Consider the following 22,116-nt stretch of genomic DNA (forward strand, 5'->3'; position numbering starts at 1 on the left):
GCTAAGTAAAATTATGCTTCAGTTGTTTCGTTATTCTCTTCAGCAGCAGGAGTTTCTTCAGTTGCAGCTTCAACTTCAGCAACTTCTTCTTCTTCAACTGCAGGAGTTGCAGCAGCGATAGCATCAGCTTCAGCCTGAGCTGCAGCAGCTAAACGTTTAGCATTAACTTCTTGTTCAGCTTTTAAAGCTTTAGCTTTAACATCAGCTTGTGCTTTTGATAAACCATCTTTTTTAGCATCAACTTTTCCAGCTTTAGCCTCTAACCAAGCAGCTAATTTAGCGTCAGCTTGCTCTTGAGTTAAAGCTCCTTTACGGATACCTCCATCAAGGTGGTGTTTCAATAAAGCACCTTTGTAAGAAAGGATTGCTCTAGCAGTATCAGTTGGTTGAGCACCATTGTGTAACCATTTAACTGCGCTGTCAAGGTCTAACTCAACAGTTGCTGGGTTTGTGTTTGGATTGTAAGTACCGATTTTCTCTAAGTATTTACCATCTCTTTTTGAGCGTGCATCTGCAGCTACAACCCAGTAAAAAGGTTTTCCTTTTTTACCGTGTCTTTGTAATCTAATTTTTACTGACATAATCTTGTGATTAAATTTTGAGGTACTCGACCTCTGTTAATTAAGGGCGCAAAGATATAATTTTTTTATCAATAATGCGTTTCAAAAAGTATTAAATATCTTTAAGATAAATTTTTACCATTTTTTTGGCTGTTTTTGCTTTTCCTTTCAAACGTTTATTAATTGTAATGCGGTATTTTTGTGCCAAATTCATCCTAAGAATATGAAAAAATACTTTTACTTTTTACCACTTATATTTTTACTAACATCATGCACAGAGGATATTAGGTTTAATAATCCTGCTTTTCAAACTTTAAAAGATAATGTTTTTTGGAGGGCTCAGAGCTATAAGTCGGGAACAGAAACAACTGGAATTTTTGTTGTTGAAGGTTCTTTGGGTTATGAAAAAATAAGTTTTCAGCTCCCTGCACCATCTCAAAAAACATATATTTTGGGTGTAGATGATGTTACAAAAGCGACATTTAAAAATACTTATCCAGGACAAGAAGAAGAATTTACTACTGGAGAAGGCAAAGGCAGTGGGCAAATTATAGTTACAGAATACAATACTATTGATAAGACAATTTCGGGTACATTTAAATTTACAGCCATTAATGTAAATAATGGTGCTGAAAAAAAAGAAATACATTTTACAGAAGGTGTTTTCTATAAAATCCCCGTTGAACTAGATCCTAAATTTACCATAGATTAAGGTTTTTGAGGCTTTTTAGGTTTTAAAATCAAAATAAAAACATAAATAAACTAATATATAGTAGATTACAGAATAATAAGAGTACATTTGCTTATTATTATAAATAAATATCTATGAATATTTTTGTTGGAAGCCTTCCATTCAGTATTGAGGAAGCAGATTTAAGAGAGTCTTTTGAGGCTTATGGAACAGTTGACTCTGTTAAAATTATTACTGATAAATTTACTGGAAGAAGTAAAGGCTTTGGTTTTGTTGAAATGCCAAATGATAGCGAAGCTCAGAAAGCTATCGACGAATTGAACGGTGCTGTTGTTTCAGGACGTACAATCGTTGTTAATAAGTCTGAGCCAAAACCAGAAGGCGAAAGAAGAAGTTTTAATAACAACCGTGGAGGAGACTCTCGTGGAAGTTATGGAAACAACCGTGGAGGAAATGACCGCGGAAACAGAGGAGGATATTAATATTTTTTTTCTACAATATAAAAGGGATCAACGCAAGTTGATCCCTTTTTTTGTTTAAAGTTTCAGGTTTCAAGTTCGAGCAACTTGGAACTTTAAACCTGAAACAAAAATTAACTAATTATACATTCGCAGCTAACCAGTCACCAACTTCTTTAGTGCCGTATGCTTTTCCTCCATTAGCTAGATCTTCGGTAACTACTCCAGCTTCTAGAGCCTTGTTTACTGCATCTCTCATTGCTTTTCCTTCTTCCATCAATCCGAAATTTTCGAACATCATAGCAGCAGATAAAATAGTAGCCATTGGGTTTGCTATGTTTAATCCTGTAGCTTGCGGGTAAGAACCGTGAATAGGTTCAAACAAAGATACTTCAGCTCCCATAGAAGCAGAAGGCATTAATCCCATTGAGCCAGAAATTACAGAAGCTTCATCTGTTAAAATATCTCCAAATAAGTTTTCAGTAATCAATACATCATAAGAGTTTGGCCATTGTACTAAACGCATAGCAACCGCATCAACAAATTCGTAGCTCACTTCAACTTCTGGATAATCTTTTTCCATTGCCTGAACTGTTTCTCTCCATAAACGTGAAGTTTCTAGAACGTTAGCTTTGTCAACGCAGCATAATTTTTTAGAACGTGTCATTGCTAATTCGAAACCTTTTTTAGCCAAACGCTGCACTTCAGCTCTTGTGTAAACACAGTTGTCAAATGCAGTATCGCCATTGTCTCTTCTTCCTTTTTCACCAAAGTAAATACCGCCAGTTAATTCTCTTAAGAAAACTAAGTCAGTTCCTTCGATTCTTTCTCTTTTTAATGGAGATTTATCTAATAACGAAGGGAATGTAAAAGTTGGTCTAACGTTTGCGAACAAACCTAACGCTTTACGCATTTTTAACAAACCTTGTTCTGGTCTTACAGGTGCAGAAGGATCATTATCGTATTTAGGGTGGCCGATTGCTCCAAAAAGAACTGCATCAGCATTTTTGCAAATTTCGTGTGTTGCATCTGGATAAGGTTCGCCTACTGCATCAATTGCAGCAGCTCCAGTTAAAGCTGGTTTCCAAGTGATTTCATGTCCGAATTTTTTTGCAATAGCATCAGATACTTTTACAGCTTCATTTATTACTTCTGGTCCGATTCCGTCTCCGGCTAAAAGGGCTATGTTTAATTTCATTCTATGTGTTATTTAAGATTCTAAGGTTCGGAGTTGCTAAGATTCTAAGGTTTTTATTCTTAGTGACTTAGTTTTTTTTTAAAAGGTTCCAAGGTTCTGAGTTGCTAAGATTCTAAGGTCAAAGAAAAAATCTTAGTAACTTAGAATCTTAGTCTCTTAGCACCTTAGGCTATTACGTTAAGCATTTTCTGTGTTGCAATAATCGCTGCAACGGTTTGATCAGAGTCTAATCCGCGGGTTTTGAATTCTTTTCCGTTGTTAACCCATGTAATGATGGTTTCGCACAACGCATCAGAACTACTTCCTGGCGGGATTCTTACTGCATAATCAATTAATTTTGGGAGCGTTAATTTTTTGCTTTTATAGATTTTGGATAAAGCATTCATAAAAGCATCAAACTGACCGTCTCCCTGTGCATTTTCTTCGATGATTTCCTCGCCAAATTTTAAACACAAAGTGGTCGATGGACGCATTCCCTTTGAGTGTACTAATATATAGGACTCAATTTTTATTTTTTCTTCGTAAGTATGACTGTCCAAAACATCTGAAATAATGTATGGAAGGTCTTCCTTAGTTACAGTTTCTTTTTTGTCGCCCAATTCGATAATTCTTTGGGTAACCAATTTTAGATCTTCATTGTTTAGTTTTAAACCTAATTCCTGAAGATTTTTTTCGATATTGGCTTTTCCAGAAGTTTTTCCGAGAGCATATTTTCTTTTTCTTCCAAAACGTTCTGGAAGTAAATCATTAAAATATAAATTGTTTTTATTGTCTCCATCGGCGTGTATTCCAGCTGTTTGTGTAAAAACATTATCGCCGACAATTGGCTTATTGGCAGGAATTCTATAACCTGTAAAAGTTTCCACTAATTTACTGACCGTATATAAAGATGTCTCTTTAATATTAATGCTTACTTCTGGCAGATAATCGTTTATAACAGCAACAGTACTTTCAAGGGGTGCGTTTCCAGCACGTTCTCCCATTCCGTTTACCGTAACGTGAAGTCCGTTTACTCCAGCTTTTATGGCTTCCATAACATTAGCGATACTTAAATCGTAGTCGTTATGAGCATGAAAATCAAAATGAATTTGAGGATATTTTGCTCTAATTTTCGAAATAAATTCAAAAGTCAAAGACGGAATTAAAACACCTAAAGTATCGGGAAGTAAAATTCTTTTTACGGGCTGCGTGGATAGAAAATCCAGGAATTGAAAAACATAATCAGGAGAATTTCGCATTCCGTTGCTCCAGTCTTCCAGATAAACATTCGTTTCAATATTGTTTTCTTTAGCTAAAGCTATGATTTGAGCGATTTCAGAAAAATGCTGTTCTGGTGTCTTTTTTAATTGATGTGTTAAGTGGTTCATTGAACCTTTTGTTAACAAATTCTGCACTTTAGCGCCGGCTTTTTTCATCCAATCAATTGAAACACCTCCGTCAACAAATGAAAGCACTTCGATTCTGTCAATATAACCGCGTTCTTCAGCCCACGAAGTAATGCCTTTTACGGCTTGAAATTCTCCTTCGCTCACGCGCGCCGAAGCAATTTCGATTCTATCAATATTTAGTTCTTCCAGCAATAATTGCGCAATGGTTAGTTTTTCTGCAGCAGAAAAAGATACTCCTGAGGTCTGTTCACCATCACGAAGCGTCGTATCCATTATTTCAATTTTTCTTTTTTCCATATTGATGTTTCTAACGGGTCGAATATTATTAATATCCTATTTAATTTTGTCGCTGATTTTACGGATTCGCTTTACGAAGACGCTGATAAAACGGATTTTTTTATATTGAATAGAATAAAATCCGTGGCAATCCGCGCTTTTGCGAAAGGAAATCAGTTTCATCCGCGTCCTATTATTCTAGAAAGACCCGACTGGTCTTTGAAACCTGTCGGGTCTAATATCCTGAATGAGATTTCTATTTAGTAAGGAAGTTTATCAGCGAAAGCTTTAATATCTTCTTTCATATCTTGTAAATAATCAATGTCATCAAAGCCATTAATCATATTGTTCTTTTTGTAACCGTTAATAGCAAAAGATTCTTGCTGACCAGTTGACAATAAAGTAATAGTCTGTTCTGGAAGATTGATTTCTAATTCTGTTTTAGGATCAGCTTCAATCGCTTTGAAGATATTTTCCAAAAACTCGGGACTGATTTGTACTGGTAAAACACCAATATTTAAACAGTTTCCTTTGAAGATGTCAGCAAAGAAACTAGAAACTACAGCTCTAAATCCGTAATCGTAAACTGCCCAAGCAGCATGCTCTCTAGAAGATCCTGAACCGAAGTTTTTTCCTCCCACAAGGATTTTTCCAGAGTAAGTTGAATCATTTAAAACGAAATCTGCTTTTGGAGTATCGTCTCCGTTGTATCTCCAGTCTCTAAAAAGATTGTCTCCAAAACCTTCACGTTTTGTAGCTTTTAAGAAACGAGCTGGAATAATTTGATCTGTATCAACGTTCTCAATTGGCAGTGGCACTGCACTGCTGGTAAGTATATTAAATTTATCGTATGCCATTTTTGTTTTTGCTTTAGGCTGTTTTCTGCTTTAGGCTATAAGCTGTATGCTTTAAGCTTTTTGCACAGCGTTTATTTTTTATTTGCTTTAGGCTATAAGCTTTAAGCTGTAGGCCTTTTTTAAATTCTGTTAGAAGCTTAAAGCCTAATGCTTAAAGCTTACAGCGGGAATTAAAATAACTCTCTCGGATCTGTTAGTTTTCCTGTAACCGCAGCTGCAGCAGCCATAATTGGACTTGCAAGAAGTGTTCTTGATCCAGGACCTTGACGGCCTTCAAAGTTTCTGTTTGAAGTACTCACTGCATATTTCCCAGCAGGAACTTTGTCATCGTTCATTGCTAGACAAGCAGAACAACCCGGCTGACGTAATACGAAACCAGCTTCTGTCAAAATATCCAAAATACCTTCTTCTTTAATCTGCGCTTCAACAACGTGAGAACCCGGAACTAACCAAGCGGTAACATTATCTGCTTTTTTTCTTCCTTTTACAATTTCTGCGAAAGCTCTAAAATCTTCAATACGTCCGTTTGTACAACTTCCTAAGAAAACATAATCAATTGGTTTTCCAATCATCACATCATCTTCGTGGAAGCCCATGTAGGCTAAAGATTTTTTATACGTTTCCTCACCGCCTTCAACTTGGTTGGCATTCGGAATATGTTTTGTAATACCAATTCCCATTCCTGGGTTTGTACCGTAAGTAATCATTGGTTCGATATCTTCCGCTTTAATGTTTAATTCAGCATCAAACACGGCATCAGCATCCGTTTTAAGAGTTTTCCAATATTCAACAGCTTTTGTCCAAGCTTCACCTTTAGGAGCATATAATCTTCCTTCAAGGAAATCGAAAGTAGTTTGGTCAGGAGCGATCATTCCGCCGCGAGCACCCATTTCGATACTTAAGTTACAAACAGTCATACGACCTTCCATAGTCATGTTTTCAAAAACATCACCAGCATATTCAACAAAATATCCTGTTCCTCCGGAAGTAGTTAATTGAGCGATAATATAAAGTGCAACGTCTTTTGGACCAACACCTTTGCTTAATTGACCGTTTACGTTGATACGCATTTTCTTTGGTTTAGGCTGCATAATACATTGAGTAGAAAGCACCATTTCAACCTCAGAAGTTCCGATACCAAAAGCAATAGCTCCAAAAGCACCGTGAGTAGACGTATGTGAATCCCCGCATACAATAGTAGCACCTGGCAAAGTAATTCCGTTTTCAGGACCAACTACGTGTACAATTCCATTTTTTTGATGACCTAATCCCCAGTGAGAAATTCCGTATTCGATTGCATTGTCTTCAAGAGCTTTAAGCTGATTAGCAGAAAGCGGATCCTGAACTGGTAAATGTTGGTTTATGGTTGGTGTATTGTGATCTGCAGTTGCAAAAGTACGTTCTGGATATAGTACGTTAACGCCTCTTGATTTTAATCCTAAAAAAGCAACAGGACTCGTAACTTCGTGAATGAAATGGCGGTCAATAAAAAACACATCTGGTCCATCTTCAATTTTACGCACTACATGTGAATCCCATACTTTGTCAAATAATGTCTTACTCATTTTTATTTTTTTTAATTGTAATTTCTATAACCACAGCAATCTCCTGTTCATTATAATAGCAAAACAAAAGTAAAAAAAGATAGAAAAGCGTCAATTTCAATATTTCATTATATACGATACCCAAATTAAATTACAAATTGCGAAACTGCTTTTATGCATTAAAATTTGAAAGAAAAATGATAAAGAAATTGATTTTGATTTTCTTTTTCGGCTTTAATTTTCCTTGTTTGTTTTTTGTTTTAATAGTTTGCAAATTTATCTCAAAATCGCTATAAAATATAAGGATTTAATTAAAAAAATCTAACAAAATGAATAAAAATAGTAATAATTGTTAGTTTTGATTTCTGTGTGCAAGCCATGCTTTTGCGGTTTTTTAAAGCTTTTAAAGGAGTTTAATTGACATTATTTAGATTCAATAAAGTATCAAAATACTACGACATCCAAGAAGTATATTTTTATAAAATTTTATGTTTTTTTTAGTCAAAAAGGGAATTTTTGCTGCTAATAATTTTGAAAATTAGTTCAATGAATTTTTAAATTCGAGAGGAGTAAGGTTTGTTTTCTTTTTAAATAATTTACTAAACGACTGCGGATATTCAAAACCCAGTTGATACGCAATTTCTGCGACTGAAAGATCGGTAGTAATTAGGAAATCCTTTGATTTTTCAATCAGTTTTGAATGAATGTGCTGCTGTGTATTCTGTCCGGTTAAATTGCGGAGCATGTCACTTAGGTAGTGTGTAGACACGTTAATTTTGGAGGCAAGAAAATCTACTGTTGGTAAACCCTCTTTTAGGGTTTCGGCATTATTTATATAATTATCCAGCGTTTCTTCAACTTTGATTAATAAGTCATGACTGATTGTTTTTCTGGTAATAAATTGACGTTTATAAAAACGATTACTGTAATTCAGCAAAACATCAATATACGAAACAATTACATCCTGGCTCATTTCGTCTATAGCGTTCCGAAGTTCAGTGTCAATACTGTTTAATAAACCTATAATAATTGTTTTTTCGCTGTCAGAAAGATGCAGTGCTTCGTTGGTGTCATAAGAAAAGAAACCGTATTTTTTGATGCTTTTTCCCAAAGGATAATTTCGAATAAAATCTGGATTAAAAAGTAGTGTATAACCGCCATATTCAGCACCTTCTTCATTTTCAGTAAAAATTAACTGATTGGGAGAAGCAAACAGGAGTCCGCCTTCATTAAAATCATAATAGCCTTGACCGTAGCCCATTTTGCCATTAGTGGAAAACTTATAAGATACCTTATAGAAATCAAGTAAAAAGGCATGATTCGCTAAGTCTCCATTAATGACCAATTGTGTATTGTCTACCAAACTCACCATCGGATGAAGCGGTTTGGGCAATCGAAGCAGGTTATGAAACTGCGATATAGAAGAGATTTTTTCCGGATTATTGTTTTTCTTTTCCATGATATAAAAATAAGAAAATTATAGGATTAATCAGGCTTTCCGACAAGTATTAAACAATCTTCTTGATTTTGAAAGACCAGCTTCGGAGAAGCGAAATATGTATAGAAATCGTATTTATTATTGAGAGCAAAGCTCCAGCGGAGCGAAATATAAATGTATTGTGTGAATATTTCGCTCCGTTGGAGCTTAATAAAAGATTGTTCAATGCTTTTTAGATAGCTTCATCAGGAATTATTACGCACCCAAAAACTGTTTTCCAAATTCGGTACGGAAAGTTTCAGCGCCTAACTCTAATCGTTGTTTGTAAAGTGCTTTTGCGTCTTCTCCGGCAACATATCTTAATTGATTTTTTCCGTCAGTTGCAGCTTCATAAACGACATCGGCAATTTGCTCTGGAGTCGATGCCATTTCAAACATCGTGTCAACACTTGCAAACATACTCTTGGTCATGGCCTCGTATTCGGGTTTTGCTCCTGTATCAAGAGAGCCATGCAGAAATTCTGTTTTAATACCGCCTGGAGAAACTGTTTTAATATTTATTCCAAATGGATTTAATTCATAAGCCATGCTTTCGCTCCAGCCTTCTAACCCCCATTTTGTTGCGTGATAAATTGATCCTAAAGGAAAAGAAATCAATCCGCCAATTGAAGTTGTTGAAATAAATAATCCGCTTTTTCTTTCTCTGAAATACGGGATAAAAGCATTTGTAACACGAATTACTCCCAATAAATTAGTATTCAATTGTTTTGTGATCTGATCATCTGAAAAGCTTTCTAGAGGGCCAATTAACCCATAACCAGCATTGTTAAAGACAATATCGATGTCACTAATTTCAAGTGCTTTTTGAACTGTATTTTGTATTTGATCGTAATCTGTAACGTCTAACGGTAATAGCGTTACGTTCTTTAAATTAGAAAGTTCTGTTTCTTTTTCTGGAGTTCTCATAGTTGCAATTACATTCCATCCTTTTTCGTGGAATAATTTTGCTGTTGCTTTTCCTAAACCTGATGATGCACCTGTGATAAAAATTGTTTTCATGATTATTATTTTTTAATTGTTATAATTTGATGAAGCAAAGTTCAGGATACATCACAGTTTAAAAGTGTTCATTTTGGTGTAATGAGTGTTCAAAATGAATAATCGATGATTTAACGTAAAATTATAACGCGGATGACACGGATTTGCTTTGCAAAAATGCTGATTAAAACGGATTTTGTATTTTATCTGAAAAACCCGTTTTAATCAGCGTCTTTCGTGATAACGAATCTGTGTCATCCGCGTTGAAATCCATATTTTGAGTTTTTTAAGAATTACATTTTACAAGGTGTTAAAAGTGCTTTTGTTAACAACTTTCGCTTCGTTATTTCTCTAAAAAAAGCGTAAATTTGAATTCTCTCCATAATTTGCAAAGCGATTTTTTACGTTCCATATAATCAGATGGTTATATTGGAAAAGTTTGGAATTTGGAATTTAATTTTTGCTATTTAAACATATGTATTTAATATTCGATACCGAAACAACCGGATTACCAAAACGATGGGATGCCCCGATAACCGATTCTGATAACTGGCCCCGCTGTATACAGATCGCTTGGCAGCTTCATGACGAAATGGGACAGCTTATTGAGCATCAGGATTATTTGGTAAAACCAGAAGGATTTAATATTCCGTATGATGCCGAACGTATTCACGGAATCTCGACTGAATTGGCTGAAGCCGATGGAATCTCTTTGGCCGAAGTTTTAGAAAAATTCAACATCGCTTTAAGCAAAACCAAATTTATCGTTGGTCAGAATTTAGGTTTCGACGTTAATATTATGGGAGCTGAATTTCATAGAATGGGCGTGGATTCTCCTATGGGTACAATGCCGGTTTTAGATACTTGTACAGAAGTTACGGCTTCGTTATTGCAGCTTCCTGGAGGTCGTGGAGGAAAATTCAAACTTCCAACCTTAACAGAATTACACAGTTATCTTTTCAATCAGCCATTCGCGGAAGCGCACAACGCAACTGCCGACGTTGAGGCAACTACGCGTTGTTTCTTGGAATTGGTAAGAAGAGAAGTTTTTACCAAAGAAGAATTAGACGTTCCGAAGGAATATTTCAAAGAATTTCAAGATAGAAATCCGCAGGAATTTAAACTGATTGGTTTAAAGCATATCAATTTAAAAGCGGCTTCTGAAAAAGTTAGGGAACAAATCAAAGCTTTACAAGTTGATGATACTCCAACTGTAGTTTCAGAATCTGATAAAGCAGATTTTAAAGCAGCAAAATTTGCTCATTTACACAATCATACACAGTTTTCGGTTCTGCAGTCCACTATCGGAATCGGAAATATTGTTGCGGCTGCAGCCAAAAACGGAATGCCTGCAGTTGCCATGACGGATACCGGAAACATGATGGGAGCTTTTCACTTTGTGAGCGCCGTTATGAACCATAACAAAGCAGCATCTGGAAAAAACAAAGCTCTGGTTGAAGCGGGAGAAGAGCCAACAGAAACTGAGGTAAAACCAATTGTTGGCTGTGAATTTAATATCTGTGAAAATCATTTAGATAAAAGCAAAAAAGACAACGGTTATCAGGTTGTTTTACTGGCGAAAAATAAAGCTGGTTACCATAATCTGGCGAAAATGGCTTCGATTGCTTACACGGAGGGATTTTATTATGTTCCGAGAATTGACCGAAAAATTGTGGAGCAATATAAAGCAGATATCATGGTCTTGTCTGGGAATTTATACGGAGAAATTCCGAGTAAAATCTTGAATATTGGTGAAAATCAAGCAGAAGAAGCTTTAATTTGGTGGAAAGAACAATTTGGCGAAGATTTCTATTTAGAGGTAATGCGCCACAATCAGGAAGATGAAAATCGCGTAAACAAAACCCTGATTGAGTTTTCACAAAAGCATAATGTCAAATTAATTGCGACCAACAATACTTATTATTTAAACAAAGAAGATGCCAATGCCCACGATATTTTACTTTGTGTAAAAGACGGTGAAAAGCAGGCAACACCTATTGGACGCGGTCGAGGATATCGCTACGGACTTCCAAATCAGGAATATTATTTCAAGTCGGAAGAAGAGATGAAAAAACTCTTTGCCGATTTGCCAGAAGCGATTATCAATATTCAGGAAATTATAGATAAGGTTGAAGGATATTCTCTTTATCGAGATGTATTGCTTCCGAAATTTGATATTCCAGAAGAATTTATGGTTCCCGAAGATGAAGCAGACGGCGGTGTTAGAGGTGAAAATAAATACCTGCGACACCTTACTATGGAAGGTGCCAAAAGAAGATATGGCGAAATTACAGAATCGATTCAAGAACGTTTGGATTTTGAATTATTAACGATTTCGAATTCTGGATATCCAGGTTACTTTTTGATCGTACAGGATTTCATCGCCGAAGCCAGAAAAATGGACGTATCGGTAGGGCCAGGTCGTGGATCTGCAGCGGGTTCTGCCGTTGCGTACTGCCTCGGAATCACCAATATTGACCCTATTAAATACGACTTACTTTTTGAGCGTTTCCTTAATCCTGACCGTGTATCGATGCCCGATATTGATATCGATTTTGATGACGAGGGTCGTGGACGTGTAATGGATTACGTAATCAATAAATACGGACAAAAACAGGTGGCGCAGATTATCACTTATGGTAAAATGGCAACCAAATCGGCAATTCGTGATACCGCTCGTGTACTGGATTTACCTTTGTTCGAAGCCGACAGAATTGCCAAACTGATTCCGGGAATGATGCCGTCAAAATGGAATTTGGCACGTTTTATTTCTGAAAGTGAAGAAGAGGTAAAAAAAGCACTTCGTTCTGACGAATTTGATAATGTAAAAGAATTAATCGCGATTGCCAATGAAGATGATTTGGCAGGAGAAACCATTCAGCAGGCAAAAATCCTGGAAGGATCAATGCGTAATACTGGAATTCACGCCTGCGGGGTAATCATTACGCCGTCGGATATTACGAATTATGTTCCCGTTACTACCGCAAAAGATTCTGATTTATATGTAACCCAGTTTGATAACTCGGTTGCAGAAAGTGCCGGGCTGCTTAAAATGGACTTCTTGGGTCTGAAGACCCTTACGCTGATAAAAGATACCGTTAAACTGGTAAAATATAGAACAGGAATTGATTTAGATCCAGATAATTTCCCGATTGATGATGAAGAAACGTATGCGCTTTTCCAAAGAGGTGAAACGGTAGGTATTTTCCAATACGAGTCACCTGGAATGCAGAAATACATGAAAGATCTGAAACCAACAGTTTTTGGAGATTTAATTGCGATGAATGCACTTTATCGTCCAGGACCTTTGGAGTATATTCCGTCTTTCGTTCGAAGAAAAAATGGTGACGAAGAAATTAAATACGACTTAGATGCCTGTGCCGAATATTTGTCTGAAACCTACGGAATTACGGTTTATCAAGAGCAGGTAATGCTTTTGTCTCAGTCTTTGGCAGGATTTACAAAGGGTGAGGCCGACGTTTTGCGTAAAGCGATGGGTAAGAAACAAAAAGACGTACTAGATAAAATGAAGCCGAAGTTTGTGGAACAAGCTGCTGCTAAAGGTCACGATGCTAAAATTCTAGAGAAAATCTGGAAAGACTGGGAAGCTTTTGCGAGTTACGCCTTCAACAAATCGCACTCGACTTGTTATGCTTGGATTGCGTATCAAACGGCTTATTTGAAAGCGCATTATCCTGCAGAATATATGGCAGCGGTACTTTCGAATAATATGAATGATATTAAACAAGTGTCATTTTTCATGGAAGAATGTAAGCGTATGGGATTACAGGTTTTGGGTCCCTGTGTAAATGAATCGTATTATAAATTTACGGTAAATGATGAATATGCTGTTCGTTTCGGAATGGGAGCGATTAAAGGTGTTGGTTCTGGAGCCGTTGAAACTATTGTAGCCAACAGAAAAGACGGAAGATACAAATCGATTTTTGATTTGGCGAAGCGAATTGATTTGCGTGCTGCCAATAAAAAAGCGATTGAGAATTTAGCTCTTGCCGGTGGTTTTGATTCATTTGAAGGAACAACCAGAGCGCAGTATTTTCATGATGATGGCGACGGAATTACATTTTATGAAAAAGCAATGCGTTATGGATCGAAGTTTCAGGAAAATGAAAATTCCTCTCAGGTAAGTTTATTTGGGGAAACCAGCGAAGTACAAATTGCAGAACCAGTTGTGCCTCCATGCGAGGACTGGAGTACAATGGAAAAACTGGCCAAAGAAAAAGAAGTTGTCGGAATTTATATTTCTGGACATCCTCTGGACGATTTTAGATTTGAAATGAAATACTTCTGTAATGCCCGATTAGAAGCATTAAAAAGTATGAATGAATATGTGGGTAAAAATTTGAACTTCGCCGGAATCATTAATAACGTACAGCACCGTGTAGCTAAAAATGGAAAAGGCTGGGCTGTATTTAATTTAGAAGGATATGACGAAAGTTATGAGTTTAAAATTTTTGGTGAAGAATATTTAAAATTCCGTCATTTCCTGATTCAGAATAATTTTGCCTACATAAAGATATTGATAAAAGACGGTTGGGTAAATCATGACACAGGTAAAAAATCTGAACCGAGGATGCAGTTTGTAGAGATACGACAACTGCAGGATATTTTAGAAGCTTTTGCTAAGAAACTAATTGTCCTATTAAATATTAAAGATATTCAGGCAGAATTTATTCATAAACTGAGTCATTTGTTTAACGAGAACAAGGGAGATAATTCTGTGACTTTTGAAATCATGGAATTAGAAAAGATAAAACGATTAGTTGAGGTAGAAACACCAACAGATTTTGAACCCGATGATGCCGTTTTTGAAGATGAAAATGAAAACGAAGATGAAGTACTTGAAAGTACAAAAGTGCAAGAGGTAAATGAGGTTGAAGAAATAAAAGTCGTGACGAAATTAACTATGCCAAGTCGTCGTTTAAAAGTGAGAATTTCAACTGAATTATTGCAGGAATTGGAGAAAATGCAGATCAATTTTAAATTGAACTAAAAAATTAACAGTTAAAATTTAACCAGATGTTAAATTTTTTAGTTAAAAATATGCATGCATAATACTTTTTTAGTAATATTGCCCAAAATTACAACGTTTTCGTGCCAAGTCTAACTTTACAAACTATAAGAATATGTTAAAATACTCTAAGTTTGTATTAATCAATTAAATCAGAATTATGAAAAAGAACCTATTTTTATTAGGATTATTAGTTTGCTCTATGGCCACAATGGCGCAAACAGAAAAAGCAGATAAACCAGAAAGCTGGTATTTTAAACTAGGTGGATCTTATTTTATTCAAACAGCAGCTACAGAGTTTCCAATTGTAAATGGTGCATTGCCAAATACAGATGTTTATGCCGCAGATGGTACAACATTACTTTCAAGAGAAACAAATCACGGCTCATTTGGGGAAGGATTTCGTACAGGTATAACTGCAGGATATCGTTTTACAGCTCGTTTGGGAGTTGAAATGGGAATTAATTATTTTAGCAGTGCTAGTAAAACTATGGTTCAAACCACTAATAGATTAGTTGCTGCTGGACCTACTTTTGCTAGTGGAAAAGCAGTTGGGAAAATTGAAGCTTTTGATGTTGCTCCAGCTCTTGTATTGTTTTTAGGAGAATCTCACGGCTTTGAACCTTATACGAAAGTAGGAGTTATTGTACCTATACACGGAGATTTAACAATCGAAACTACTAGAACTTACACTAATCCTGCGGGAGTTGTCAATAGTTATGCTAAAGATGTAGTAAAACCAAATCCAACAGTAGGGTTTTTGGCAGCTTTAGGAACATCATATAAATTAGGTAAGCACATAGCTGTTTTTGCAGAATTAGAGTACCGTAACTTTACTGTTCATGGTAAAAGTAAAGAAACAGAGGTATATACTGAAAATGGTGTAGACAAATTAAACACGCCTACATCTTTCCGTCCAGACGCTTCTTATTCTGCTAGTCATGTTGATTACGTTAAGCAATTAAACACAGGGTCTAATCACTATTTGTTTAATCCAAATACTGCAACAACAAATATTCCTACTGATACAACTAGACCTAATGATGCTATGAATGATATTAGTTCGTATGTTGGGATCTCTGGATTAGGGTTGACTTTCGGTCTTAAATACAGCTTGTAATTTTAGACTTTTTATAGTTTACAAAAAGAGGATATTCATAACGAATATCCTCTTTTTTTTTACAGATACCAGCCTTTGTCAAAGTTTTTACGATGAATTGCCTCCAGCTTTAGCTGGAGGTTGAAAATGGACTAGAATAAAAAGGCTTTAGCCAAACCTAAATTTGGCTAAAGCCCTATTACTGTAATAAATTCATAAACCTCCAGCTAAAGCTGGAGGCTATTCAATTCTAAATATTATTATTTTGAAGAATTTCTAAACTCTTTCAAAACTTCATCAATAACCCAAGTCGTTCTTGAGCCAGAAATCCCTTTTGATGGAGAAGCGCCTTCTCCTAAAAGTTCAGCAATCACAGTTTCTATAAATGGCTGTTGAATATGTAATGGATTTTCTATCGTAATACTTTCTTTTTCTCCATCTGCATATTGAATATGCAAAGGATCATTGCCAAAAGTTGAGAAAGAAATTTTTCCTTTATCACCCACAATTTCAGTATTATCATAACGTTCAAAACTGGCAAAATTCCATAGACCAGATCCGTGAATTCCGTTTTCGAATAAAAACGACATCGAAACAGCATCTTCAGCAGGATAAGCTTGTAATTGAGAAGTTGCATGACCGCGAACTGATTTTATCGGACCTAAGGCGAAATCTAGAAAATCTAGAGTATGACACGCTAAATCAACAAAAATTCCACCCCCGGAAATGTGAGGCAGAACAGTCCACGGAAGATTGATTTCATCATCATAGCGCTGTTCAAAAGGATGATATAAAACACAGTTTACATGTCTTATTGTTCCTAATTTTCCTTGGTCGATAATTTCTTTTATTTTTAAGAAACGCGGTAAAGCTCTTCTATAATAAGCAACAAACAACGGAACATTATGTTCTTTGCAAACGCTGATCATTTCATTACATTCTTCAAAAGTCAGCGCCATTGGTTTTTCAACATAAACTGGTTTTCCGGCTTTGGCACATAAAATAGTATATTCTTTATGAGATGATGGAGGAGTTGCGATATAAACAGCATCGACTTCTGGATCGTTTATTAAATCTGCGGCGTTTGAGTACCATTTCGGAACATTATGGCGTTTTGCATAATCTTCAGCAAGTGCGGCATCTCTTCGCATTACAGCAACTAAAGCAGAGTTTGGGGCTTTCTGAAAAGCGGGTCCGCTTTTTACTTCGGTTACATTCCCACAGCCTATAATTCCCCATTTTATAATTTTCATCGTTTGGTTTTTTAGTTTCTCAAATTTAAAAAAGGTTTGCCACGAATTACACGAATTGTCACGAATTTATTTTTTGAATTTTTGCCACAGATTAAAGGATTTTCACAGATTAAATTAAAAGCACGCGAATAAATCATTTTAATCCTTTTATATGTGGCAAAAAAGAAAGCCACAAATTCACAAAATATATTCGTGAATTCGTGGCTTAAAAAAATCCAGTTTAAAGTTTTACTTTTTCGGTAAAGCTTTAAAACCCATATTGTAAAGTGTGAAAGCTTGAATGTCTACATTTTCTTGTATCGAAGCAGCAACAGATTTTCCTGCACCGTGACCAGCTTTAACATCAATTCTAATTAATACCGGATTTTCTCCTGTCTGTTTTTCTTGTAATTCAGAAGCAAATTTGAAACTATGCGCTGGAACCACACGATCATCATGATCACCTGTAGTTACCATTGTTGCAGGATAATGAGTTCCTTTTTTAACATTATGAACAGGAGAATATCCTTTTAAGTATTCAAACATTTCTTTGTTGTCTTGAGCAGTTCCATAATCAAAAGCCCATCCTGCACCAGCTGTAAAAGCATTGTAGCGAAGCATATCCATAACTCCAACCGCTGGTAAAGCCACTTTCATTAAATCAGGACGCTGCGTCATAGTTGCTCCAACTAATAAACCTCCGTTCGATCCTCCGCGAATAGCTAGATAATCTGATGAAGTATATTTTTGAGCAATTAAGTATTCTGCCGCAGCAATAAAATCATCAAATACATTTTGTTTTTGCAATTTTGTTCCTGCATCATGCCATTTTTTACCGTACTCGCCGCCACCTCTTAAATTGGCAACTGCATAAACACCTCCATTTTCCATCCAAACAGCATTTGCTATACTGAAACTTGGAGTTAAACTAATATTGAATCCGCCGTAACCGTAAAGTATAGTTGGGTTTTTACCGTCTAATTTGATTCCTTTTTTATAAGTAATAATCATTGGAACTTTTGTGCCGTCTTTTGAATTGTAGAATACTTGTTTAGACTCGTAATCTTCACTTTTGAAATCAACTTTTGGTTTTTGATATACTTCTGATTTACCAGATTTTGGTTCAAAAGAATAAATACTTCCTGGAGTTGTGTAATTTGTAAAGCTGTAATACAAAATCTTTTCTTCTTTTTTGCCGCCAAATCCGCCTGCAGTTCCAACAGCAGGAAGTTTGATTTCGCGAACCAATTTTCCGTTGTAATCATATTGTTGTACAAATGAAACAGCATCCTTTGTATAATTAGCAAAGAAGTATCCTGCTCCAGTTGAAGGAGATAAAACATTTTCAGTTTCTTTGATAAAATCTTTCCAGTTTTCCACCTTCGGATTTGCAGCATCTACAGTAACTACGCGTACGTTTGGAGCATTTAAGTCAGTTTCTATAAATAACTTAGTTCCCTCATTTTCAATAATTGAGTTTGAACTATTGAAATTATCTACAATCGTAACAATTGGACTATTAGGTTTCGTCAAATCTTTGATGTACAATTCATTTCCATAAGTAGAATTGGCAGCAGAAATAATTAAAAAATGATCATCTTCGGTAACATAACCGCTTACATATCTTCTTTTTTGATCTGCACCAAAAATTACTTTATCCTCTTTTTGAGAAGTTCCCAGTTTATGAAAATACAATTTATGCTGATCTGTTTTGGCAGATAATTCACTTCCTTTAGGTTTGTCATAACTTGAGTAATAAAAACCTTCATTTCCGTGCCAAGAAACCCCGCTGAATTTTACATCAACTAAAGTATCTTCTAAAACTTTTTTAGAAAGAGCATCAATTATAATTACTTTTCTCCAGTCACTTCCTCCTTCAGAGATAGAATAAGCGGCTTTGTTTCCGTCTTTAGAGAAATCTAAACCTCCAAGAGAAGTTGTTCCGTCTTTAGAAAATGTATTCGGATCTAAGAAAACTTCTTCTTTTCCATTTGCATCTTTTCTATAAACAACAGATTGGTTTTGAAGACCATTATTTTTAGAATAATAAGTAAACTTTCCTTCTTTAAAAGGAGCACCTATTTTTTCATAGTTCCATAGTTTTTCCATTCGTTTTTTAAGTTCTTCACGAAACGGAATTTTATCTAAATATCCATAAGTAACTTCATTTTCAGCTTTTACCCAAGCTCCAGTTTCTGCAGATTTGTCGTCTTCAAGCCAGCGGTACGGATCGCTTACTTTGGTATCAAAATATACATCAACAGTTTCTCCTTTTTTTGTTTCAGGGTATTTTAGCTGCCCGAATGAAATTCCTGCGGTTGTAAGTGTCATTAATAAAAATGTTTTTTTCATAGTTAGTTTTTATCTGTTGTAACAAAAATAGCACTTTTTGTGAGATTGGTAAATGTTTAACGCAAAGAGCGCAATGTTTTAATCTCGCAAAGACGCGAAGTCGCAAAGAGGTTTTTTTAACTTTGCGTCTCTGCGTCTCTGCGAGATTTTTTAATTACAACTTTTTAAATTTAGCGAACTTTGTGTAAACTCTTTGTGCTCTTTGCGGTTAAATTAAATATTATAGATTAAAATTTACTCCCAAAACGATATTTCTTCCAATATTCGGAATTCCGTCTGTTTTTAATCTAGAAAGGTGTGCAATATATTTTTTATCAAATAAATTGTTTCCGTTTAAGTTAATGTCAAATGCTGTTTTTCCTAGTTTTACAGTTCCTCCAAAACCTAAATTTACTAAAGTATAACCTTTAGAAGCAGTTTCAAATCCGCTTACATTATCTTGGCTGAAAGTAGACGAAACATTTAATGAAGCAAAACCTTCGCTTAACCAATCTTTGATATTAAATTCAGTTCTAAGCGTGTTGTTCCAATTGTTAGCAGGAATTAAAGGCAGATAATCATCATTGTCTTTTTTACCTGTTACAGTTTCAAAACTAGTTTCAAAATGTAACCAATCTAAAGGATGCGGATGAAAGTGTAAACCAACTTCGCCTCCAAACAATTTTGCATTATCTTGAACATAAGCAAAAACATCATTATCATCTAAAACGTCTCCAGTTGGAGAGGTATAAATATAATTGTTTACGTGATTGTAAAATCCGTTAACAAAGAATTCGAAATGTGTATTTTTGTATTCTAAGTTCAAATCAGTCTGAACGTTTTGTTCTGTTTTCAAATTAGCATTTCCAATTTCATAACGATTTGTTCCTTCGTGAACACCGTTTGAAGTTAATTCAGCTAAGTTTGGTGCTCTAAAACCAGTTGCCACATTTAAACGAAGCGTCAACGGTTCTGCCAGTTTTGTTTTATATCCCAAAGAAGCATTAAAACTGTCAAACGATCTATCTAAAGCTTGAAAATAGCCTTCTTCGCCTTCAGTTCCGTGAGCAATTGAAGTAATATTTCTGTTATCAAAACGCAATCCGGCTTGAATAACACTATTATCCCATTCGTAATTCGCAGTTCCAAAAACGCCAAAATCATTGGTTGTAGCATCTGGAATTAAATATTCTTCACCAGAATTTTTATTGGTTTGATGCATTCCCTGAACTCCAAAAATAGTTTCGATTTTTCCGAATTTAGGTAAATGATATTTTGCATTATAGTTGAAAGTATTCAATTTCATGTGAAGAGAAGCCTCGTTACTGTCTTCAAATTCGCTTCTATCATTAGCGATATAACCTAAGTCAACATCTAATTTTGAGTTTTCAAAAAAGATTACATTATTCAAACTCAATAAATGATTAAAAATTCCTTGTCTCGGAAATTGAGTGTCTTTGCTTGAAGATTGTTCTGCAATTCCATCTTCTGGAATTCCGATATCTAGTTTGTTGTAATTGTATCTTAAAACACTAGAGAAAGTAGAGTTGCTATATCCAATTCCAGTTTTAAAATCAGTTTCATTGTAACGCGAATTGGTTACGCGGTCGCCATCGGCAATTTTGTAATCAGAATGTGTGTTGTAACTTCCACGAACTAAGAATTTCCAATTATCTGTCGAAGTTTTTAATCCGATAGAAGAATTACTTCCCTGCGTATTAGTGAAATATTTTTGACTGAAATTAGCTTTAAAATCACCAGCATCAGCAAATTTTTCTGGATTAAAGTATAAAACTCCTCCCAAAGCATCAGAACCATATAATAAGGAAGCTGGTCCTTTTATAACCTCGACACTTTCGATTCCGGCATCATTTAAACCTAAACCATGTTCGTCTCCAAACTGCTGATTTTCGATACGAACGCCTTGAGAATATACTAAAACACGATTACCGCTAAGTCCGCGAATTACTGGTTTTCCGATAGAAGTTCCAGTCGAAATCTGAGAAACTCCAGGAATTGTTGCTAAACCTTCAATTAAAGTTGAGGTACCTTTTTGCTGTAATGTTTTAATGCTTTCGTGCTCAATTTTCATTACGTTTTGCGATTGCAATTTATTAAAAGGCGTAGAAACAACCACTTCATCCATTTCTAAAACAGATTCTAAAAGAATAATATCAAGGGTGTTTTCCTTTACTAATTTCGCAATAGTTTGATTCTGATTAGCATATCCAACATAAGAAAAAGCAATGCGAAGACTCCCGTTTGGAAGATTTTTTAATTCGTATTTTCCGTTCACATCTGTTGTTGTTCCTTTATGTAATTCAGGTGCGTAAACTGAAACTCCTGGTAATGGCTGATTTTGAGCATCGGTTACAATACCTGAAACCGAATTTTGAGCAGTAAGAATGCTCGAGAACCCTAAAATAAGGGTAATTACAATTTTTTTCATTTGAAAATGATGCTATAGTTAAATTGATTTTTTCTTTTTTGAATGAAAACCAAAACGAGCAGCAAAGCATTCTGATCCTAATTAAAAATAAGTTAGGATTAGGAAACTCAACGCAGTTTCAATTTAAAATAAAAAGAAAATGTGATTTTTTTAGAAACCGAAAAATTTAAGAAAATACAGCAAAAGGAGGTCCGCGCAATAAATAGGCGCTTGGGGAAACAGAAAAAATCTTTTCTGACAGCGGAAAGAAATAAGGAATATCGCTGTTGAAATAATAAAACTGAAAAGAGAAATCTTGCGGAACCACAAATGATTCAAACGCAAAATTACAAACAAAACAAACTTCATAATTATGATGCTGGTGCGTTATTTCTCCGCTGGGATCATTGTAATTATGATGACACTGCTTTTCTAAAAGCTGTTTTGCAATATGCTCATAACTGTGTATCGACTGAAACAATATCGAGAACAATATTGTTACAGCAAAAGATAAACTTAATATGAGCTGTTTTTTCTTCATTTCCAGCA

15 protein-coding genes are annotated in these 22,116 nt (G+C 35.3%); 4 read left to right on the forward strand and 11 right to left on the reverse strand.

Annotated features, from left to right (window positions below; translation table 11 throughout):
* Nucleotides 1-11 precede the first annotated feature (11 nt).
* A complete protein-coding gene (locus QMG60_RS05885) occupies nucleotides 12-581 on the reverse strand; it encodes a 30S ribosomal protein S16 (protein WP_281867187.1) in 570 nt (189 codons plus the stop codon).
* Nucleotides 582-783: 202 nt separating this feature from the next.
* On the opposite strand from QMG60_RS05885, the gene QMG60_RS05890 reads away from it, so the two are divergent.
* Entirely contained in the window at nucleotides 784-1,272 is a 489-nt protein-coding gene (locus QMG60_RS05890; protein ID WP_281867188.1) for a DUF6252 family protein, read from the forward strand.
* A 113-nt stretch (nucleotides 1,273-1,385) separates the two neighbouring features.
* Entirely contained in the window at nucleotides 1,386-1,733 is a 348-nt protein-coding gene (locus QMG60_RS05895; RefSeq protein ID WP_057115840.1) for an RNA-binding protein, read from the forward strand.
* Nucleotides 1,734-1,851: 118 nt separating this feature from the next.
* On the opposite strand, the gene leuB is transcribed toward QMG60_RS05895, so the two are convergent.
* The 6 genes from leuB to QMG60_RS05925 all read right to left on the reverse strand — a co-directional run bounded on the left by leuB (nucleotide 1,852) and on the right by QMG60_RS05925 (nucleotide 9,469).
* Nucleotides 1,852-2,907, reverse strand: coding sequence for a 3-isopropylmalate dehydrogenase (gene leuB, locus QMG60_RS05900; RefSeq protein ID WP_057115842.1), 1,056 nt, complete (start codon nucleotides 2,905-2,907; stop codon nucleotides 1,852-1,854).
* A 164-nt stretch (nucleotides 2,908-3,071) separates the two neighbouring features.
* Nucleotides 3,072-4,592, reverse strand: a complete 1,521-nt coding sequence (locus tag QMG60_RS05905) for an alpha-isopropylmalate synthase regulatory domain-containing protein (RefSeq protein ID WP_281867189.1) — start codon at nucleotides 4,590-4,592, stop codon at nucleotides 3,072-3,074.
* A 239-nt stretch (nucleotides 4,593-4,831) separates the two neighbouring features.
* Nucleotides 4,832-5,428 carry a 3-isopropylmalate dehydratase small subunit gene (gene leuD / locus QMG60_RS05910; protein ID WP_057115845.1) on the reverse strand — a complete coding sequence of 199 codons (597 nt, stop codon included), beginning with the start codon at nucleotides 5,426-5,428 and terminating at the stop codon, nucleotides 4,832-4,834.
* A 170-nt stretch (nucleotides 5,429-5,598) separates the two neighbouring features.
* A complete protein-coding gene (leuC, locus tag QMG60_RS05915; RefSeq protein ID WP_057115846.1) occupies nucleotides 5,599-6,993 on the reverse strand; it encodes a 3-isopropylmalate dehydratase large subunit in 1,395 nt (464 codons plus the stop codon).
* A gap of 517 nt (nucleotides 6,994-7,510) precedes the next feature.
* Nucleotides 7,511-8,431: a helix-turn-helix transcriptional regulator gene (locus QMG60_RS05920; protein ID WP_281867190.1), complete on the reverse strand. Its 921-nt coding sequence runs from the start codon at nucleotides 8,429-8,431 to the stop codon at nucleotides 7,511-7,513.
* Nucleotides 8,432-8,665: 234 nt separating this feature from the next.
* The gene (locus QMG60_RS05925) at nucleotides 8,666-9,469 is read right to left on the reverse strand and encodes an SDR family oxidoreductase (protein WP_281867191.1); all 804 of its coding nucleotides are present in this window, start codon (nucleotides 9,467-9,469) and stop codon (nucleotides 8,666-8,668) included.
* Between the two features lie 454 nt (nucleotides 9,470-9,923).
* On the opposite strand from QMG60_RS05925, the gene dnaE reads away from it, so the two are divergent.
* On the forward strand, nucleotides 9,924-14,459 hold the full coding sequence (gene dnaE, locus QMG60_RS05930; RefSeq protein WP_057115849.1) for a DNA polymerase III subunit alpha: 4,536 nt from the start codon (nucleotides 9,924-9,926) through the stop codon (nucleotides 14,457-14,459).
* 178 nt (nucleotides 14,460-14,637) lie between these two features.
* Complete coding sequence (locus QMG60_RS05935; RefSeq protein WP_057115850.1) at nucleotides 14,638-15,597, forward strand: outer membrane beta-barrel protein; 960 nt, start codon at nucleotides 14,638-14,640, stop codon at nucleotides 15,595-15,597.
* Between the two features lie 239 nt (nucleotides 15,598-15,836).
* On the opposite strand, the gene QMG60_RS05940 is transcribed toward QMG60_RS05935, so the two are convergent.
* The 4 genes from QMG60_RS05940 to QMG60_RS05955 form a co-directional block, all read right to left on the reverse strand.
* On the reverse strand, nucleotides 15,837-16,829 hold the full coding sequence (locus QMG60_RS05940; protein ID WP_281867192.1) for a Gfo/Idh/MocA family oxidoreductase: 993 nt from the start codon (nucleotides 16,827-16,829) through the stop codon (nucleotides 15,837-15,839).
* A 228-nt stretch (nucleotides 16,830-17,057) separates the two neighbouring features.
* Complete coding sequence (locus QMG60_RS05945) at nucleotides 17,058-19,160, reverse strand: prolyl oligopeptidase family serine peptidase (protein ID WP_281867193.1); 2,103 nt, start codon at nucleotides 19,158-19,160, stop codon at nucleotides 17,058-17,060.
* A gap of 220 nt (nucleotides 19,161-19,380) precedes the next feature.
* A complete protein-coding gene (locus QMG60_RS05950) occupies nucleotides 19,381-21,588 on the reverse strand; it encodes a TonB-dependent receptor (RefSeq protein WP_281867194.1) in 2,208 nt (735 codons plus the stop codon).
* 166 nt (nucleotides 21,589-21,754) lie between these two features.
* Nucleotides 21,755-22,108: a hypothetical protein gene (locus tag QMG60_RS05955; RefSeq protein ID WP_281867195.1), complete on the reverse strand. Its 354-nt coding sequence runs from the start codon at nucleotides 22,106-22,108 to the stop codon at nucleotides 21,755-21,757.
* Between the last annotated feature and the right edge of the window lie 8 nt (nucleotides 22,109-22,116).

This window comes from Flavobacterium sp. GSB-24 (genome assembly GCF_027924665.1).
In the GTDB taxonomy this organism is placed as follows: Bacteria; Bacteroidota; Bacteroidia; order Flavobacteriales; family Flavobacteriaceae; genus Flavobacterium.

What these genes read in the sequence shown, in the direction of transcription:
- dnaE (WP_057115849.1), top strand. Translation starts at nt 9,924, where the DNA reads ATGTATTTAATATTCGATACCGAAACAACCGGATTACCAAAACGATGG.
- QMG60_RS05950 (WP_281867194.1), bottom strand. Translation starts at nt 21,588, where the DNA reads ATGAAAAAAATTGTAATTACCCTTATTTTAGGGTTCTCGAGCATTCTT.
- QMG60_RS05940 (WP_281867192.1), bottom strand. Translation starts at nt 16,829, where the DNA reads ATGAAAATTATAAAATGGGGAATTATAGGCTGTGGGAATGTAACCGAA.
- QMG60_RS05945 (WP_281867193.1), bottom strand. Translation starts at nt 19,160, where the DNA reads ATGAAAAAAACATTTTTATTAATGACACTTACAACCGCAGGAATTTCA.
- leuB (WP_057115842.1), bottom strand. Translation starts at nt 2,907, where the DNA reads ATGAAATTAAACATAGCCCTTTTAGCCGGAGACGGAATCGGACCAGAA.
- QMG60_RS05895 (WP_057115840.1), top strand. Translation starts at nt 1,386, where the DNA reads ATGAATATTTTTGTTGGAAGCCTTCCATTCAGTATTGAGGAAGCAGAT.
- leuD (WP_057115845.1), bottom strand. Translation starts at nt 5,428, where the DNA reads ATGGCATACGATAAATTTAATATACTTACCAGCAGTGCAGTGCCACTG.
- QMG60_RS05890 (WP_281867188.1), top strand. Translation starts at nt 784, where the DNA reads ATGAAAAAATACTTTTACTTTTTACCACTTATATTTTTACTAACATCA.
- QMG60_RS05955 (WP_281867195.1), bottom strand. Translation starts at nt 22,108, where the DNA reads ATGAAGAAAAAACAGCTCATATTAAGTTTATCTTTTGCTGTAACAATA.
- QMG60_RS05920 (WP_281867190.1), bottom strand. Translation starts at nt 8,431, where the DNA reads ATGGAAAAGAAAAACAATAATCCGGAAAAAATCTCTTCTATATCGCAG.
- QMG60_RS05905 (WP_281867189.1), bottom strand. Translation starts at nt 4,592, where the DNA reads ATGGAAAAAAGAAAAATTGAAATAATGGATACGACGCTTCGTGATGGT.
- QMG60_RS05885 (WP_281867187.1), bottom strand. Translation starts at nt 581, where the DNA reads ATGTCAGTAAAAATTAGATTACAAAGACACGGTAAAAAAGGAAAACCT.
- QMG60_RS05935 (WP_057115850.1), top strand. Translation starts at nt 14,638, where the DNA reads ATGAAAAAGAACCTATTTTTATTAGGATTATTAGTTTGCTCTATGGCC.
- QMG60_RS05925 (WP_281867191.1), bottom strand. Translation starts at nt 9,469, where the DNA reads ATGAAAACAATTTTTATCACAGGTGCATCATCAGGTTTAGGAAAAGCA.
- leuC (WP_057115846.1), bottom strand. Translation starts at nt 6,993, where the DNA reads ATGAGTAAGACATTATTTGACAAAGTATGGGATTCACATGTAGTGCGT.